This window comes from Pseudonocardia oroxyli (assembly GCF_900102195.1).
In the GTDB taxonomy this organism is placed as follows: domain Bacteria; phylum Actinomycetota; class Actinomycetes; order Mycobacteriales; family Pseudonocardiaceae; genus Pseudonocardia; species Pseudonocardia oroxyli.
Genome location: NZ_FNBE01000008.1, coordinates 20,722 through 35,989 on the forward strand (window position 1 = coordinate 20,722; position 15,268 = coordinate 35,989).

Genomic DNA, 15,268 nt, shown 5'->3' on the forward strand with positions numbered 1-15,268 from the left:
ACCGGATCCGCACGGCGCGGTCCGGGGCGCCCGGCGGCACGCACGGGCACGGAACTTTCTGGGCCGCCGACACGAACCGGCCCCGAGTATGGAAAAACACGACCCGCTTGCGAGCCGTGTGCCGAAGACCTTAGCACGGGACCGACCGCTCGGCGCGGACTTCAGACGAACGGACGAGTGGGTCGCAGAGTTCCCCGGCCGGTGATAATCGCTGGTCGGGGCGGTACGGGAAGCCTCGCGGGGGCTGTGGCGTTTCCCGTACCGAAGAGAAACCGTCGGACCGTTCTGCAAGGATTTCACCCATGACCCCTCGCGAGCCGAACCACGAGCCGATGCGGCTCCTGAGCGTGCACGCCCACCCGGACGACGAGTCGAGCAAGGGCGCGGCCACCTCGGCGCGGTACGTGGACGAGGGCCACGAGGTCATGGTCGTCACCTGTACCGGGGGCGAGGCCGGGAGCATCCTGAACCCGGCGATGGACCGGCCCGAGGTGCTCGACGACATGGCCGCCATCCGGCGCACGGAGATGGCCCGGGCGGCCGAGATCCTCGGCGTCCAGCACCGCTGGCTCGGCTACGTCGACTCCGGCCTGCCGGAGGGCGACCCGCCGCCGCCGCTGCCCGAGGGTTGTTTCGCGCTCACCCCGCTCGAGGGCCCCACCGCGGCGCTGGTGGCGCTCATCCGCGAGTTCCGGCCGCACGTCGTCGTGACCTACGACGAGAACGGCGGGTACCCGCACCCCGACCACATCCGCACCCACGAGGTGTCGATGGCCGCGCTCGACGCGGCGGCGGACCCCGAGCAGTTCCCCGAGGCGGGCCCGGCCTGGCAGGTGCTGAAGGTCTACTACTCGCACGGGTTCTCCCGGGCGCGGATCCTGGCGTTCGACGCGGCGCTGAAGAAGGCAGGCCTGGAGTCGCCGTGGGGCGAGTGGATCGCCCGGTTCGACGACCGGCCGGACCCCGGCGAGCGGGTCACCACCCGCGTCGAGTGTGCGGACTGGTTCGAGCGCAGGGACGACGCGCTGCGCGCCCACGCCACCCAGATCGACCCGACGAGCCGCTGGTTCTTCACCCCCATGGAGATCCAGCGCGAGATCTGGCCGTGGGAGGAGTACGAGCTCGTCCGCTCGCTCGTCCCCACCACCGTCCCGGAGGACGACCTGTTCGCCGGCCTGCGCGAACCGGCTCTGCGTGCCGGGTAGCCTGGGGTTCATGCTGGTCGAGCTGGTCCCCACGGGTGAGACGGTGGCGACCGTGCTCGCCCAGAACCCCGAACCCCCGGCCAACCAGGGCGAGGAGTTCGGCAAGGCGTCCCCGGTCGCGCTCGTCGTGATCCTGGTGCTGGCGGTGGCGACCATCGCGTTGATCGTGTCGATGACCCGCCGGATCCGCAGGCTCCCGCAGTCGTTCGACGAGGCCCCGGAGGACTCCGAGGCGACCGAGCAGCAGTCGGAGAAGCAGCCCTAGCGGCACGCTCCTAGCCTGGGTCCATGCCCAACCGGCTCGCCGAGGCGACCAGCCCGTACCTGCTCCAGCACGCCGACAACCCGATCGACTGGCAGCCCTGGTCGGCGGAGGCGTTCGCGGAGGCCCGCCGCCGGGACGTGCCCGTCCTGCTCTCGGTGGGCTACGCCGCCTGCCACTGGTGTCACGTCATGGCACACGAGTCGTTCGAGGACGCCGCCACCGCCGAGCAGGTCAACCGGGACTTCGTGGCGATCAAGGTCGACCGCGAGGAACGCCCGGACGTCGACGCCGTCTACATGGCCGCCGTCCAGGCCATGACCGGCCACGGCGGCTGGCCGATGACGTGCTTCCTCACCCCCGAGGGCGAGCCCTTCCACTGCGGCACCTACTACCCGCCGACCCCGCGGCACGGCATGCCGGGCTTCCGCCAGCTGCTCGACGCCGTCACCACGGCCTGGACCCGGGACGGCGAGCGGGTCCGCACCGGGGCCGCGGAGATCGCCCGCTCGCTCGCCTCGGTCGAGCTCCCGGCGCCCGCGGCGGTCTCGCCGGAGGTGCTCGACGAGGCCGTCGCGACCCTCGCCCGGGAGTTCGACGACGTCCACGGCGGGTTCGGTGGCGCGCCCAAGTTCCCGCCGTCGATGGTCCTGGAGGCGCTGCTGCGCCACCACGAACGCACCGGCTCGGCGCAGGCCCTCGCGCTGGTCGTCCGCACGGGGGAGGCGATGGCCCGCGGCGGGATCCACGACCAGCTGGTCGGCGGTTTCGCCCGCTACAGCGTCGACGCGGGCTGGGTCGTCCCGCACTTCGAGAAGATGCTCTACGACAACGCGCTGCTCCTGCGCGTCTACGCCCATCTCGCCCGCCGCACCGGGTCGGCGCTGTTCGCCCGCGTCGCGCGGGACACGGCCGAGTTCCTGCTCCGCGACCTGCGCACCCCGGAGGGCGGGTTCGCCTCGGCGCTGGACGCGGACACGGACGGGACCGAGGGCCTGACCTACGCCTGGACCCCGGCCCAGCTCGCGGAGGTGCTCACGCCCGAGGACGCGACGTGGGCCGCGCAGCTGCTCGAGGTCACCGAGGCGGGCACGTTCGAGCACGGCTCGTCGACCCTGCAGCTGCGGCGCGACCCCGACGACCCGCAGCGCTGGCAGCGGATCCGCACGGTCCTCGCCGCGGCGCGCTCGCTGCGCCCCCAGCCCGCGCGGGACGACAAGGTCGTGACGGCGTGGAACGGGCTCGCGGTCCAGTCCCTCGCCGAGGCGGGTGCCGCCCTCGACCACCCGGAGTGGGTCGCGGCCGCAGGCGAGTGCGCGGACCTGCTGCTCGGCCTGCACCGGGTGGACGGCAGGCTCCGCCGCTCGTCCCGAGACGGCGTGGTCGGGGCGGCGGCCGGGGTGCTCGACGACCACGCCTGCCTCGCCGAAGGCCTGCTCGCCCTGCACCAGGCCACCGGCGACCCCGCCCGGCTCACCGCCGCCGTCGAGCTGCTCGATCTCGCCGTCGCGCACTTCGCGGGCCCGGACGGCACCTGGTTCGACACCGCGGACGACGCCGAGGCCCTCCTGCACCGCCCCCGCGACATCACCGACAACGCCACCCCCAGCGGCGCGGCCGCGATGGCGAACGCGTTGCTGACCGCGTCCGTCCTCACCGACGGCGGACACCGCGACCGCGCCGAGGAGGCGCTGCGCGTCGCGGGCGGTCTGCTCCCGCGCCACGCCCGGTTCGCGGGCCACTGGCTCACCGCCGCCGAGGCGATGGCCGCAGGCCCCCTCCAGGTCGCGATCGCGCTCGGGGCGCCCGATCCCGGGGTGCCCGAGCTGGTGGCGCGGGCTCGCGCGCTGGCCCCCGGCGGCGCTGTCGTCGTCGCGGGGGTGCCGGACGCGCCCGGTGTCCCGCTGCTGGCGGACCGGCCGCTCGTCGACGGTGTCCCGGCTGCGTACGTCTGCCGCGGGTTCGTCTGCGACCGCCCCGTCACCAGCCCGGACGAGCTGGCGGGCCTGCTTCGCTGAGAGCGGACGCGACGCGCACCGTTGCAGTGTAATCTCGTAAGCATCTGGGAGGTGCGACATGACCGGACGGATGCACAAGGGATGGCACGGCGGCCGCGGCGGAGCCCGCGGCGGGCCGCGCGGCGGGTGGCAGCAGGCGGACCTGCCGGACACCGGCGACCTGGCGGCCTGGCTCTCCGGCAGGCTGCCGGACGACCTGTACACCGGGGCGCCGGACGTCACGGTGGACCGCGAGGAGATCGTGATCATCGGTGACCTGGCGCCCGTGGAGGGCGACTACCCGGACACCGACCAGGGCCGCGCCGAGCGGGCGGCCGCGGCGAGCGGCCGGATCGCCCGGTTCCGCGAGGACACCCGGGAGGCGCGGATCGAGGTCGCGCGCCAGGCCGAGCACCGCTACCAGCGCAAGGTGGCGTGGGGTGCCCGGATCGGCGACGTCGAGGAGCTCTTCACCACGGCCTCCGTGCCGGTGATGACCCGGCTCCGCCAGCCCGAGCGGATGGTGCTGGACACCCTCGTCGACTCGGGTGTGGCCCGCAGCCGCTCCGACGCGCTGGCCTGGGCCGTCCGCCTCGTCGGCCGCAACGCCGACACCTGGCTCGCCGACCTGCGCGAGGCCATGGCGAAGGTGGACGAGCTGCGCACGCAGGGCCCGGAGGGCTGAGCGGGTTTCGCACGTTTCGTGCGCTCAGTGCTGCATGATCACCGGTTCCGTGCGCTCAGTGCGGTCCGCCCCGCACTGAGCGCACGAAACGTGCACACCCCCGCGCGCCCGGCGCCGCAGGTCAGCCGGTGAACAACGCGAACCAGATCGCGATCTGGTGGCAGACCGCGGCCAGCACCGTGGCCGCGTGGAAGAACTCGTGGTAGCCGAAGGTCCGGGGCCACGGGTTGGGCCAGTGCACGGCGTAGAAGACCGCGCCGACGGTGTAGAGCGCGCCGCCGACGAGCAGCAGCACCAGCGCCGCGACGCCGGCGTTTCGCAGCAGGTCCGGCAGCACGAACACCGCGACCCAGCCCAGCGCCAGGTAGATCGGCACGCCGACCCACTTGGGGGCGTGCGGCCAGGCCACCTTGAGGGCGACGCCGAGCAGCGCGCCGCCCCACACCGTGGCCAGCACCCAGCGCCCGGTCTCCCACGGCATGGCCAGCAGGGCGACCGGGGTGTACGTGCCCGCGATGAACACGAAGATCATCGAATGGTCGAGCCTGCGCATGATCAGCCTGCTGCGCGGGGTGGACCAGGTGCGCCGATGGTAGAGCGCGCTCGTGCCGAACAGCCCGAGGATCGTGACGCTGTAGACCGACGTGGCCAGCGCCGCGATCCCGCCGACCAGGCTCGCGGACACCGCGATCAGGGTGGCGCAGGCCGCGACCGAGACCACGAACGACCACAGATGCAGCCAACCCCGCATGCGCGGCTTGACGAACGGCACGTCCGGTGGCGGTGTCGCGGTCCCGGCGCTCACGCGACGAGGATACGGGATCTCCGGACACGCTCACGTGTCCGCGCGGTGGCCGGTGGGTGAAGCACGCCGGAGGGACGAGCGCGCCGGCCCGCCGGGCGTAGGCTTTCGACCCGTGGGTGTTCGTGACCTGCTCTACTCGACCTACGAGGCGAGGCTCGCCCGGCGACTGGCAGGCCTCGCCCGGCCGCGCCATGTGGCCCTGATGCTCGACGGCAACCGGCGCTGGGCCCGTGACGCGGGGCTGGAGGACGTCAACGACGGCCACCGAGCCGGTGCCGCCAAGATCTCCGACCTGCTCGGATGGTGTACCGAGGCGCAGGTCGAGGTCGTCACGCTGTTCCTGCTCTCGACCGACAACCTGAACCGGCCGGACGACGAGCTCGTCCCGCTGCTCGACATCATCGCGGACGTCGTGGACGAGCTCAGCGGCCCGACGACGCCGTGGCGGCTGCGGGTCGTCGGTGCGTTGGAGCTGCTGCCCGCGCCCATGGCCGAGCGGCTCGCCGCGGCCGCGGCCCGCACCGCGGACCGCCCGGGGCTGCAGCTCAACGTCGCCGTCGGCTACGGCGGCAGGCAGGAGATCGCGGACGCCGTCCGCAAGCTGCTGTTGCAGCACGCGGAGTCCGGGACGTCGATCGAGGAGCTGGCCGAGGTCCTCGACGTCGACCACATCGCCGCGCACCTCTACACCTCCGGCCAACCCGACCCGGACCTGGTGATCCGGACGTCGGGGGAGCAGCGGCTCTCCGGCTTCCTGCTGTGGCAGAGCGCCCACTCGGAGTTCCACTTCTGCGAGGCTTACTGGCCCGAGTTCCGCCGCGTGGACTTCCTCCGCGCGCTGCGGGACTACGCCGCCCGCCACCGCCGGTACGGAGCCTGACCGGAGCCCGACCGGACCCCGGACACGCCGAAGGGCGCCGGACCGTGTGGTCCGACGCCCTCCGGAGGATCGAGCTCAGTCAGCTCGGATTCAGAGCGAGTCGCCCGCGCCCGAGATCTGGCCGCAGGAGCGGTCGGTGTCGGTGGCGATCGCGGTGTCGGCCTTCGCCTTGCCGAACAGGCCCAGGGCGCCGGTGGCGGCACCGACGATGTCCTTGGCGTTGGCCTGGCCCGCGAGGAAGCCGGCGTTGACCGGGACGTCGTTGTTGCAGGCCTGGATCGGCACGTTGACGTCGTTGCCGGAGACGTTGATCAGGCCCTTGCCCGAGCGGTCGATGCCGGTCGAGCTCTCGTGCGCGAACGCGACGGGGGCGAGGGCGACGGCCGAGGCGGCCGAGGCGGCGGCGACGACGGCGATCTTCTTCAGCACGTGAACTTCTCCTGTGAGTCGAGGGCTCGAGTTCTCGGGCCCAGACGAGTCGGTGTGCGACCGGGGAGCCCGCACCGACTGGAACGGAGTTTATGGCGTCTGGGCGGTTGATGAGAAATCGTATGACCCGTTCGTGTCATGACTTTTTCGCGAGCGAGGTTACGGTCTCGAACGGGTGATCCGGAATTCGTCGCCGAATTCTGACAAGAATGCGGAGAGCCGGGCCCGCCGAAGCGGACCCGGCTCGTCACCGGTCGTGCGTGGGACTCAGCTCAGAGCGAGTCGCCCGCGCCCGACTTCTGGCCGCAGGAGCGGTCGGTGTCGGTCGCGATGTCGGTCGAGGCGGACGACTTGCCGAACAGCGCGGCCGCACCGGTCAGCGCGCCGGCCAGGTCCTTGACGTTGCCCTGCACGGCGCCGACGCCGGCGTTGACCGGGACGTCGTTGTTGCAGACCTGGAACGGCACGTTCGCGTCGTTGCCCGAGAGGTTGACCAGACCCGAGCCCGAGCGGTCGATGCCGACGTGCTTGCCGCCCTCGTGGTGGGCCTCGCCGGCGAAGGCGAGCGGGGAGAGGGCGACGAGGGACGCGGCAACGCCGGCCACGACGATTCCAGCCTTCTTCAGCACAGTTCTTCTCCTGTTAAGTGCGGGGGCCGGCGGACCGGCTCCATTCGCGTCAGCGCCCGACCGGGGAGCCCGCGCTGACTGAGGAGAAAACTATCCCGATGCGGGAGCGTGGACAAATCTCCTACCACCATCGTGTGGGTCCGCAACCCTGTGTTCGGTTATTCCCTGATTCGAGTGTATTTCGCAGTCCGCGCGCTCCCGATTTCGGGCTTTCCGGGAGACGGAACGTGGTCGGCTCACTCCTCCGCGCAGGCGCCGCGCACGATCGTGGAGACGCCCGGTGGCGGGTAGCGTGACCGGGATGCGGGCGGGTCGGGCCACGGTCACGGTGGTGGCACGTGACATCGCGCTGCTCGCGCTGCGGTTGGACCGCGTGCGGCCCGGGCTGATCGAGTCGTGGACGGGGGACCCGGCGCTGCGCAGGCACGTGCGGGACGAGCCGCGGCCCGCCCTGCGCGAGCTCGCCGCGGCGGCGGAGCGGCTCCGGCGGACGCTGGAGTACGTCGACCTCCCGCCCGTGCGGCGCGCCTTCCTGGCCGGAGAGCTGCAGGCGCTCGCCTACGCCGCGCGGGAGACCGGCGGGACCGTGGCCGAGGAGATCCGGGAGACCTACGGCGTGGTGGTGCGGCCGGGGGACCCGGACCGCTACCGGGAGGCGCACCGCAGGGTGGCCGAGCTGCTGCCCGGACCCGGTCCCCTCGCCGCCCGGCTCGCGGCCCTGCGCAGCGCGGACGAGGTGCCGCCGCCGCAGCGCGCACGCGCGGTCCGCGCGCTGGCGGCCGCGCTGCGCGACCGTTGCCGGAACGTGGTCGAGCTCCCGGGAGACGAGGGCGTGCGGATCGAGCTCGTCGAGGGCAGACCGTGGAGCGGGTTCACCCGGTACCTCGGGGCGGGCCGGTCCGTCGCGCGCTTCAGCGCGGACGCGCCGCTGCGCGCCGGGCAGCTCGCCCGCCTCGTCGCCCACGAGACCTACCCCGGCCACCACGTCGAGCACCTCCACCGGGCCGCCGCACGGGACCCCGAGCGGGCGCTGAGCCTCACCCACGGGCCGCGCGCCCTCGTCGTCGAGGGGGCGGCGGACCTGGCGCTCGACGCCGTCGTCGGGCCGGGGTGGGGGCCGTGGGCGGCGGACGTGCTGGCGGACGCCGGAGTGCACACGGACGGTGCCCTCGCCGAGGCGCTCGACGCGGCCATGCTGCCGCTGCAACACGTCCGATTGGACGCCGCGCTGAGGAACGACCCGGATGCCGCACGCGACCATCTCCGGCGCTGGCTCCTGCTCGACGACGCCCGCACCGAGCGCGTCATGCGCTTCGTCACCGATCCGCGGTGGCGGGCTTACACGGCGACCTATGTGATCGGGTTCCCGCTGGTCCGGGCGTTCTGGGCCGGTCACGCTCCGCGTTTCCGCAGGTTGCTGGCCGAGCCACTGACCCCGGCGGCACTGGTTCCTCCGGCCCCGCCGGGATCGGCCGCCCGGCCGTCACCCGAAAGGGGTCTGACCGCGACGGACGGTGTCGATCACGCGATGAGCGGTCGGCCGTTCTGTTAAATCTCGGGGCGGGTACGCCAGGTCACCCTTGACCGCATGAGGGTGACCGCTAGTAGCGTCTGCGGTGGCGGTGCGTCCCGATCGCATCGTCCGGGGAGGCCCTGAACGTGGTGTTGCGAAGCACCCGAGAGGGCCGGCACCCGGCCCTCGCGGGCGTGCGAGCCCAGCTCGTGCACCCGCATCAGGGCCGGCCGGCCCACCGGAACAGTGGGCGCGGTGCCGCGCTCACGAGGGAGCACCCGTGACCGAACGTCGTACGGCCCCGGCTCACGCGAACAGCGACTCCACCGCTGCTCGTTGCTTCGTGCTCGACACCTCGGTACTCCTGTCCGACCCGTGGTCGCTGACCCGGTTCGACGAGCACCAGGTCGTCCTGCCGCTCGTGGTGATCTCCGAGCTCGAGGGCAAGCGACACCACCCCGAGCTCGGCTGGTTCGCCCGTGCGGCGCTCCGCCAGCTCGACGACCTCCGGATCCGCCACGGACGCCTCGACGCACCCGTGCCGATCGGCGAGGCGGGCGGAACCCTGCACGTGGAGCTGAACCACAGCGACCAGTCGGTGTTGCCGAGCGGATTCCGCACGGACAGCAACGACAGCCGGATCCTCGCCTGTGCGCTCAACCTCCAGGCGGACTACGGCACCTCGCGCCAGGTCGTGCTCGTCACCAAGGACATGCCGCTGCGGGTCAAGGCCGCCGCGGTGGGTCTGCCCGCCGACGAGTACCACGGCCAGGACGTCGTCCCCTCGGGCTGGACGGGGATGGCGGACGTCGAGGTGGCCGCGGAGGACGTGGACCGGCTGTTCCGCGACGGTGTGCTGGACAACGCCGAGGCGGCCGAGCTGCCCTGCAACACGGGCATCCGGCTGATCGGCGGCACGCAGTCGGCGCTGGGCCGGGTCACGCCCGACAAGCAGATCAAGCTGGTCCGCGGGGACCGCGAGGCCTTCGGCCTGCACGGGCGCTCCGCCGAACAGCGGGTCGCGCTCGACCTCCTGCTCGACCCCGAGGTCGGGATCGTCTCGCTGGGCGGACGGGCCGGGACGGGGAAGTCCGCGCTCGCGCTGCTGGCCGGCCTCGAAGCCGTCATGGAGCGCCAGCAGCACCGCAAGATCGTGGTCTTCCGGCCGCTGTACGCCGTCGGGGGCCAGGAGCTCGGGTACCTGCCCGGCAGCGAGTCGGAGAAGATGGGCCCCTGGGCCCAGGCGGTGTTCGACACCCTCGGTGCCCTGGTCAGCCAGAACGTCCTCGACGAGATCATCGCGCGGGGCATGCTGGAGGTCCTGCCGCTGACCCACATCCGCGGCCGCTCCCTGCACGACACGTTCGTGATCGTCGACGAGGCGCAGTCCCTGGAGCGCAACGTGCTCCTGACGGTGCTGTCCCGCCTGGGCACCGCGAGCCGCGTGGTCCTCACCCACGACGTGGCCCAGCGGGACAACCTGCGCGTGGGCCGCCACGACGGGATCGCCGCGGTGATCGAGAAGCTGAAGGGCCACCCGTTGTTCGCCCACGTCACGCTCACCCGGTCCGAGCGCAGCCCCATCGCCGCGCTGGTGACGGAGATGCTGGAGGGCCCGAACGCCTAGCTCGAGCAGCGAACGGCGCGTTCGTTCACACCTGGTGAGCGAGCGCGCCGTTCGTGCCGGGTCGGGTGCGGCGGGGGCTCAGAGGCCGTGCGGGGTGCCCTCGGTGAAGCCGGCGACCGTCTGGATGCCGACCACCGCTCGCTCGTGGAGCTCGTTCAGCGATCGCGCGCCCGCGTAGGTGCAGGCGCTGCGGACGCCGGCGGCGATCCCGTCGAGCACGTCCTCGACGCCCGGGCGGGCCGGGTCGAGGTGCTGGCGCGAGCTGGAGATGCCTTCCTCGAACAGGCCCTTGCGCGCCCGATCGAAGTCGTTGTCGCCCCGGGTGCGCGCGCTGACCGCCCGCTTCGAGGCCATGCCGAACGACTCCTTGTAGGGCCGGCCCTGCTCGTCTCGCTGCAGGTCGCCGGGGGACTCGTAGGTGCCCGCCAGCCAGGAGCCGATCATCACCGAGGCCGCCCCCGCGGAGAGGGCGAGCGCGACGTCCCGCGGGAACCGCACCCCGCCGTCCGCCCAGACGGTCACGCCCTCCTCGCGCGCGGCCGCCGCGCACTCCAGCACCGCGGAGAACTGCGGACGCCCCACGCCGGTCATCATCCGCGTGGTGCACATCGCGCCCGGCCCGACGCCGACCTTGATCACGTCGGCGCCCGCCTCGGCGAGGTCGCGGACCCCGGCGGCCGTCACGACGTTGCCCGCCGCGATCGGCACCGACAGCCCGGAGTCCCGCACGACCGCGCGCACGGCCCGCAGCGCCTCGATCATCTTGTCCTGGTGCCCGTGTGCGGTGTCGACGACGAGGACGTCGACCCCCGCGTCGAGCAGCGCCTTCGCCTTGGTCGGCACGTCGCCGTTGATCCCGATCGCGGCGGCGGTGCGCAGCCGACCCTGGGCGTCCAACGCCGGCGTGTAGATCCCGGCCCGGATCGCGCCGAGCGAGGTGAGCAGCCCGGCGAGCCGCCCCTCGTCGTCCAGGCCCAGGGCGACGCCGCTGCCGCCGAGGGCGTCGAAGACCTCCCGCGGCGCGGTGCCGAGCGGCAGCTGGACGGTGGAGGGGTCGAGCACGTCCGCGAGCCGGGTGAACCGGTCGACGCCCTGGCAGGCGGCCTCGTTGACGGTGCCGACGGGGCGGCCGCCGTCGTCGACGACCACGACGGTGTCGTGCGCCCGCTTGGGCAGCAGGTTCAGCGCGTCCGCCACCGCGTCCCCGGTGCGCAGGACGAGCGGGGTGTCCCACACCGGATGCCGGGACTTCAGCCAGGACACGATCCCCGCGACGGCCGACGGCGCGACGTCCTGCGGCAGGACGGTCAGGGCTCCGCGGCGGGCCAGCGTCTCCGCCATCCGACGCCCCGCGACCGCCGTCATGTTGGCCGCGACCACGGGCACGGTCGCCCCGGTCCCGTCCGCGGTGGTGAGGTCGACGTCGAAGCGGGAGGTCACGGTGGACCGACTCGGGACGAGGAAGACGTCGTCGTAGGTGAGGTCGGTACGGGGCTCGTGCCCGTCGAGGAAGCGCACGGTGAGAGAAGCGTACTCGCTTCGGCGGATATATGTCGGCGCCCGCAGAACTCGGCATGATCCACGCTCGGGGAGCCTGCCGGTCGGTGAGCGACCGCCTCACACCCGGCGGACGGATCATGCCCGCTACAGCAGGGCCTGGACCGAGTCGAGGGTGTCCGCCTCGGCGGGGGTCTTGTCGGGGCGGTAGCGCAGGACCCGGGCGAAGCGCAGCGCGACGCCGCCGGGGTAGCGGACCGACCGCTGCGCCCCGTCCAGGGCGATCTCGACGACCAGCTGCGGGCGCAGCTCGACCACGTGCCCGTCGTCGTGGACGGCGAGCCCGGGGAACTCCTTCGTCTGCCAGGCCAGCAGCTCGTCGGTCATGCCCTTGAACGTCTTGCCCACCATGACCGGCGGGCCGCCGTCGGGGTCCCGGGCCGCGAGGTGGATGTTGGACAGCAGCCCGGTGCGCCGCCCGTAGCCCCACTCCGCGCCGATCACCACCAGGTCCAGGGTGTGCACCGGTTTGACCTTCTGCCACGACTTCCCGCGCCTGCCCGCGGCGTAGGGCGCGTCCAGCGCCTTGACGACGACGCCCTCGTGCCCCGCCGTCAACGCCCCGTCGAGCACGTCCGCGGCCTCCTCGGCGGAGGGGCGCCGCACCCCGGGCATGGCGAGCTCCGGGGGGAGCAGGCCCGCCAGCGCGTCGAGCCGCTGCGCGAGCGGCGCGTCGAGCAGGTCCTGCCCGTCCAGGTGCAGCAGGTCGAAGAAGAACGGGGAGAGCAGGACCTCCTCCGACCCGTCGGACCCGAAGCGGGACATGGTGTCCTGGAACTTGCGGGGGCGACCGTCGTCGGACAGGGCGAGGGTCTCACCGTCGAGCACCGCGGACGTGCAGGGCAGCGCCCGCACGTGCTCGACCAGCTCGGGCACGGCGGCGGTGATCTCGCGCAGGGTCCGGGTCCACACGCGGACCGACTCGCCGTCCCGGTGCACCTGGATCCGGGCACCGTCCAGCTTGTACTCGACCGTGACGTCCGCCCCGAGCGACTCCAGCGCCGCGTCCAGGGAGGCGCCGGGGGAGGCGAGCATCGGCCGCACCGGCCGCCCGACCTCGAGCCGCACCGCCGCCAGCCCCGCCACCCCGTCGGTCAGGGCGAGCGCCGCGGTCGACGGCAGCGACCCGGACAGCATGAACGCCCGGCGGGCCACCGGTGCGGGCACGTCCGCGGCGAGGGCGATCGCCTCCACCATCACGCCCTCGAGCGCGCCCTGGCGCAGCTCGCCGCCGATCAGCCGCACGAGGAACCGCTGCTCCGCGTCGACGGCCGCGCCCCACAGCTCCGCGAGCAGCGCGGACCGCCGCGCGGTGGACCCCGCTCCCGACGTCCCGGCCAGCGCGGACAGCAGTGCGTCGACCGCGAGGACGGTCAGCGACGGCTCCGCGGCCGGGGCGGGCCGCGATCCCGACAGCGTGCGGAACCCGACGCCGAGCCGCCCCTGCAGCGGCTCCCCGGACAGCCACGCCGTGACCGGCGCGATCTCCTCGACCGCGCACGCCCGCAGCACCGCGGCCAGCGCCTCCGTCTTCGCCTTGCGCGAGCGGGTGGCGCCGACCGCGGCCGAGGTCTCGACCACCGTGTTCAGCAGCACGACCGCATCACAGCACAGCCCACCGACGATCGCCGCCCGCCGGACGCTCGTGAACGAACGTTCAGGACGGCTATGGTGCGGTCATTCCGCGAGAAGGAGCACTGCATGCGCGCAGCACGGGTGACCCGCACGGACGGGCCGCAGGCCCTCGAGATCGGCGAGGTCCCGGACGCGACCGCCGGGCCGGGCGAGGTACTCGTCGAGGTGAAGGCGGCCGGGGTCAACTTCCCCGATCTCCTGCTGACCCAGGACAAGTACCAGGACAAGCCGGAGGTGCCGTTCACCCTCGGCGGTGAGCTGGCGGGCGTGGTCCGCGAGGCCCCCGCCGACTCGGAGTTCCGGTCCGGTGACCGGGTCGTGGCCTCGTCGCCCACCGGGGCGTTCGCCGAGCTGGCGGCCGTGCCGGTGAACAGCGTCTTCCCGCTGCCGGGCGCCGTCGGGTTCGCCGCGGGCGCCTGCCTGCCGATGAACTACCTGACGATGACGTTCGCGCTGATCACCCGCGGCGGGCTGCAGAAGGGCGAGTCGGTGCTCGTCCAGGGGGCCGCGGGCGGCATCGGCACGGCGACCATCCAGCTGGCGAAGGCGCTGGGGGCCAGGGTGATCTCGGTCGTCTCCAGCCCCGAGAAGGCGGACTTCGTGCGCTCCGTCGGCTCCGACGAGGCCGTGCTGGTCGACGGGTTCAAGGACGCGGTCAAGGCGCTCGGGGGCGTCGACATGGTCGTCGACCCGGTGGGTGGGGACCGCTTCACCGACTCGCTGCGCTGCCTGAACCCGCTGGGCCGGATGCTGGTCATCGGGTTCACCGCGGGCGACATCCCGACGGTGAAGGTGAACCGGCTGCTGCTCAACAACATCGACGTCCGCGGCGTCGGCTGGGGTGCGTACGCGATGCCGCGCGAGGGCTACGTCCGCCGCGAGTGGGACAAGCTGATCCCGTACCTGGAGTCCGGTCAGGTCGACCCGCCCATCGGCGGCACGTTCCCGCTGGAGCGGGCGGGCGAGGCCGTCGCGGGGCTGGGTGAGCGCAGCGTCCTGGGCAAGTACGTCATTGAGGTCGGTTCCTGACCGGAACGCCGCGATACTGGGGCCATGGCCTCGACCGGTGAGCGCACCCTGCGGTTGTTGTCGTTGCTGCAGACCCACCGGTACTGGCCGGGCCCGGAGCTCGCGGACCGGCTCGAGGTCTCCCCACGCACGCTGCGGCGAGACGTCGACCGGCTCCGCGAGCTCGGCTACCCGGTCAACGCCCACCGCGGCGTCGACGGCGGGTACCAGCTCGCCGCGGGGGCCGCGCTGCCCCCGCTCGTGGTCGACGACGAGGAGGCGGTCGCCCTCGCCGTCGGGATGCAGGCGGCCGCCCAGGGCGCCGTGGCGGGCATCGAGGAGCCCGCGCTGCGGGCGCTGACCAAGGTCGTCCAGGTCATGCCGCCCCGGCTGCGCAAGCGGGTGGACGCGCTGCGCGGGGTGACCGTGTCGACGACCTGGGGTGGGCGGCGGGACGAGCCGCTCGATCCGGAGGCCCTGATCGTCGTCGCGCAGGCGTGTCGGGACACCGAGCGGCTGGAGTTCGACTACACCGCACGGGCCGCGCAGCCCGCCCGGCGTCACGTCGAGCCGCACCGGCTGGTGCCGCTGGGCAGGCGCTGGTACCTGGTCGCCTACGACCTCGACCGCCACGACTGGCGCACGTTCCGCCTGGACCGGCTGACCGGGCCGAACCGGACGGGGGCGCGGTTCCGGCCGCGGGAGCTGCCGACGGCCGACGCCGCGGACTTCGTCAAGCAGGGGATCCGCGGCAGGCCTGCGGCGTACGAGGTGGAGGTGCTGGTCCACGCCCCGGCCGCGGCGCTGGCGCACCTCGACCGGTGGGCGGTGATCGAACCGGACGGCCCGGACCGCTGCGTGCTGCGGATGAGCGGCGACGACCTCGACTGGCCGGTCTTCGCGCTGGGCGCCTGCGGCGCCGAGTTCGAGGTGCGCTCGCCCGACGCGCTGACCGAGCGGGTCCAGGAGTGGGCCGCCCGCTTCGGCCGGTCCGGTATCAGCGCGTAGCGCCGCGCGCTCCGTTCCCCGTGGGGAC

The 15,268-nt window shown here is 73.4% G+C and carries 14 protein-coding genes; 9 read left to right on the plus strand and 5 right to left on the minus strand.

Features of this window, described 5'->3' with window-relative positions; translation table 11 throughout:
• Nucleotides 1–302: 302 nt before the first annotated feature.
• The 4 genes from mca (at nucleotide 303) to BLS43_RS13515 (ending at nucleotide 4,149) form a co-directional block, all read left to right on the plus strand.
• A complete protein-coding gene (mca, locus tag BLS43_RS13500) occupies nucleotides 303–1,205 on the plus strand; it encodes a mycothiol conjugate amidase Mca (protein WP_093083677.1) in 903 nt (300 codons plus the stop codon).
• A gap of 10 nt (nucleotides 1,206–1,215) precedes the next feature.
• Nucleotides 1,216–1,470: a hypothetical protein gene (locus BLS43_RS13505; RefSeq protein WP_143030037.1), complete on the plus strand. Its 255-nt coding sequence runs from the start codon at nucleotides 1,216–1,218 to the stop codon at nucleotides 1,468–1,470.
• Nucleotides 1,471–1,493: 23 nt separating this feature from the next.
• On the plus strand, nucleotides 1,494–3,485 hold the full coding sequence (locus BLS43_RS13510; RefSeq protein WP_093083683.1) for a thioredoxin domain-containing protein: 1,992 nt from the start codon (nucleotides 1,494–1,496) through the stop codon (nucleotides 3,483–3,485).
• Between the two features lie 70 nt (nucleotides 3,486–3,555).
• Nucleotides 3,556–4,149 (plus strand): hypothetical protein, encoded by a 594-nt coding sequence (locus BLS43_RS13515; protein WP_093084232.1) that lies wholly within the window; start codon nucleotides 3,556–3,558, stop codon nucleotides 4,147–4,149.
• 121 nt (nucleotides 4,150–4,270) lie between these two features.
• Here the strand turns inward: BLS43_RS13515 and trhA are convergent, their stop codons facing one another.
• The gene (trhA, locus tag BLS43_RS13520) at nucleotides 4,271–4,900 is read right to left on the minus strand and encodes a PAQR family membrane homeostasis protein TrhA (protein ID WP_093083686.1); all 630 of its coding nucleotides are present in this window, start codon (nucleotides 4,898–4,900) and stop codon (nucleotides 4,271–4,273) included.
• Nucleotides 4,901–5,066: 166 nt separating this feature from the next.
• Between trhA and BLS43_RS13525 the strand changes: the two genes are divergently transcribed.
• Complete coding sequence (locus BLS43_RS13525; RefSeq protein ID WP_245707478.1) at nucleotides 5,067–5,834, plus strand: isoprenyl transferase; 768 nt, start codon at nucleotides 5,067–5,069, stop codon at nucleotides 5,832–5,834.
• Nucleotides 5,835–5,924: 90 nt separating this feature from the next.
• On the opposite strand, the gene BLS43_RS13530 is transcribed toward BLS43_RS13525, so the two are convergent.
• Nucleotides 5,925–6,263, minus strand: a complete 339-nt coding sequence (locus BLS43_RS13530) for a hypothetical protein (protein WP_093083692.1) — start codon at nucleotides 6,261–6,263, stop codon at nucleotides 5,925–5,927.
• 272 nt (nucleotides 6,264–6,535) lie between these two features.
• Nucleotides 6,536–6,868, minus strand: coding sequence for a hypothetical protein (locus BLS43_RS13535; RefSeq protein ID WP_245707479.1), 333 nt, complete (start codon nucleotides 6,866–6,868; stop codon nucleotides 6,536–6,538).
• Between the two features lie 304 nt (nucleotides 6,869–7,172).
• Here BLS43_RS13535 and BLS43_RS13540 point away from each other — a divergent pair, with 304 nt between their 5' ends.
• A complete protein-coding gene (locus BLS43_RS13540; protein ID WP_176921317.1) occupies nucleotides 7,173–8,444 on the plus strand; it encodes a DUF885 domain-containing protein in 1,272 nt (423 codons plus the stop codon).
• A 241-nt stretch (nucleotides 8,445–8,685) separates the two neighbouring features.
• Nucleotides 8,686–10,032, plus strand: a complete 1,347-nt coding sequence (phoH2, locus tag BLS43_RS13545) for an RNA 5'-3' helicase PhoH2 (protein ID WP_093083700.1) — start codon at nucleotides 8,686–8,688, stop codon at nucleotides 10,030–10,032.
• A gap of 78 nt (nucleotides 10,033–10,110) precedes the next feature.
• Here the strand turns inward: phoH2 and BLS43_RS13550 are convergent, their stop codons facing one another.
• Together BLS43_RS13550 and BLS43_RS13555 are read right to left on the minus strand one after the other, a co-directional pair.
• Nucleotides 10,111–11,550, minus strand: a complete 1,440-nt coding sequence (locus tag BLS43_RS13550) for a GuaB1 family IMP dehydrogenase-related protein (RefSeq protein ID WP_093083703.1) — start codon at nucleotides 11,548–11,550, stop codon at nucleotides 10,111–10,113.
• Between the two features lie 126 nt (nucleotides 11,551–11,676).
• A complete protein-coding gene (locus BLS43_RS13555; protein ID WP_093083706.1) occupies nucleotides 11,677–13,185 on the minus strand; it encodes an ATP-dependent DNA ligase in 1,509 nt (502 codons plus the stop codon).
• A 105-nt stretch (nucleotides 13,186–13,290) separates the two neighbouring features.
• On the opposite strand from BLS43_RS13555, the gene BLS43_RS13560 reads away from it, so the two are divergent.
• Nucleotides 13,291–14,253 (plus strand): NADPH:quinone oxidoreductase family protein, encoded by a 963-nt coding sequence (locus BLS43_RS13560; RefSeq protein WP_093084235.1) that lies wholly within the window; start codon nucleotides 13,291–13,293, stop codon nucleotides 14,251–14,253.
• Nucleotides 14,254–14,277: 24 nt separating this feature from the next.
• Complete coding sequence (locus tag BLS43_RS13565; RefSeq protein WP_093083709.1) at nucleotides 14,278–15,240, plus strand: helix-turn-helix transcriptional regulator; 963 nt, start codon at nucleotides 14,278–14,280, stop codon at nucleotides 15,238–15,240.
• Nucleotides 15,241–15,268: the final 28 nt, after the last annotated feature.

Bases quoted from the DNA above. Each gene is read 5' to 3' on its own strand.
- trhA (WP_093083686.1), bottom strand. From the start codon at position 4,900: ATGCGGGGTTGGCTGCATCTGTGGTCGTTCGTGGTCTCGGTCGCGGCC.
- BLS43_RS13505 (WP_143030037.1), top strand. From the start codon at position 1,216: ATGCTGGTCGAGCTGGTCCCCACGGGTGAGACGGTGGCGACCGTGCTC.
- BLS43_RS13510 (WP_093083683.1), top strand. From the start codon at position 1,494: ATGCCCAACCGGCTCGCCGAGGCGACCAGCCCGTACCTGCTCCAGCAC.
- BLS43_RS13515 (WP_093084232.1), top strand. From the start codon at position 3,556: ATGCACAAGGGATGGCACGGCGGCCGCGGCGGAGCCCGCGGCGGGCCG.
- BLS43_RS13565 (WP_093083709.1), top strand. From the start codon at position 14,278: ATGGCCTCGACCGGTGAGCGCACCCTGCGGTTGTTGTCGTTGCTGCAG.
- mca (WP_093083677.1), top strand. From the start codon at position 303: ATGACCCCTCGCGAGCCGAACCACGAGCCGATGCGGCTCCTGAGCGTG.
- BLS43_RS13560 (WP_093084235.1), top strand. From the start codon at position 13,291: ATGCGCGCAGCACGGGTGACCCGCACGGACGGGCCGCAGGCCCTCGAG.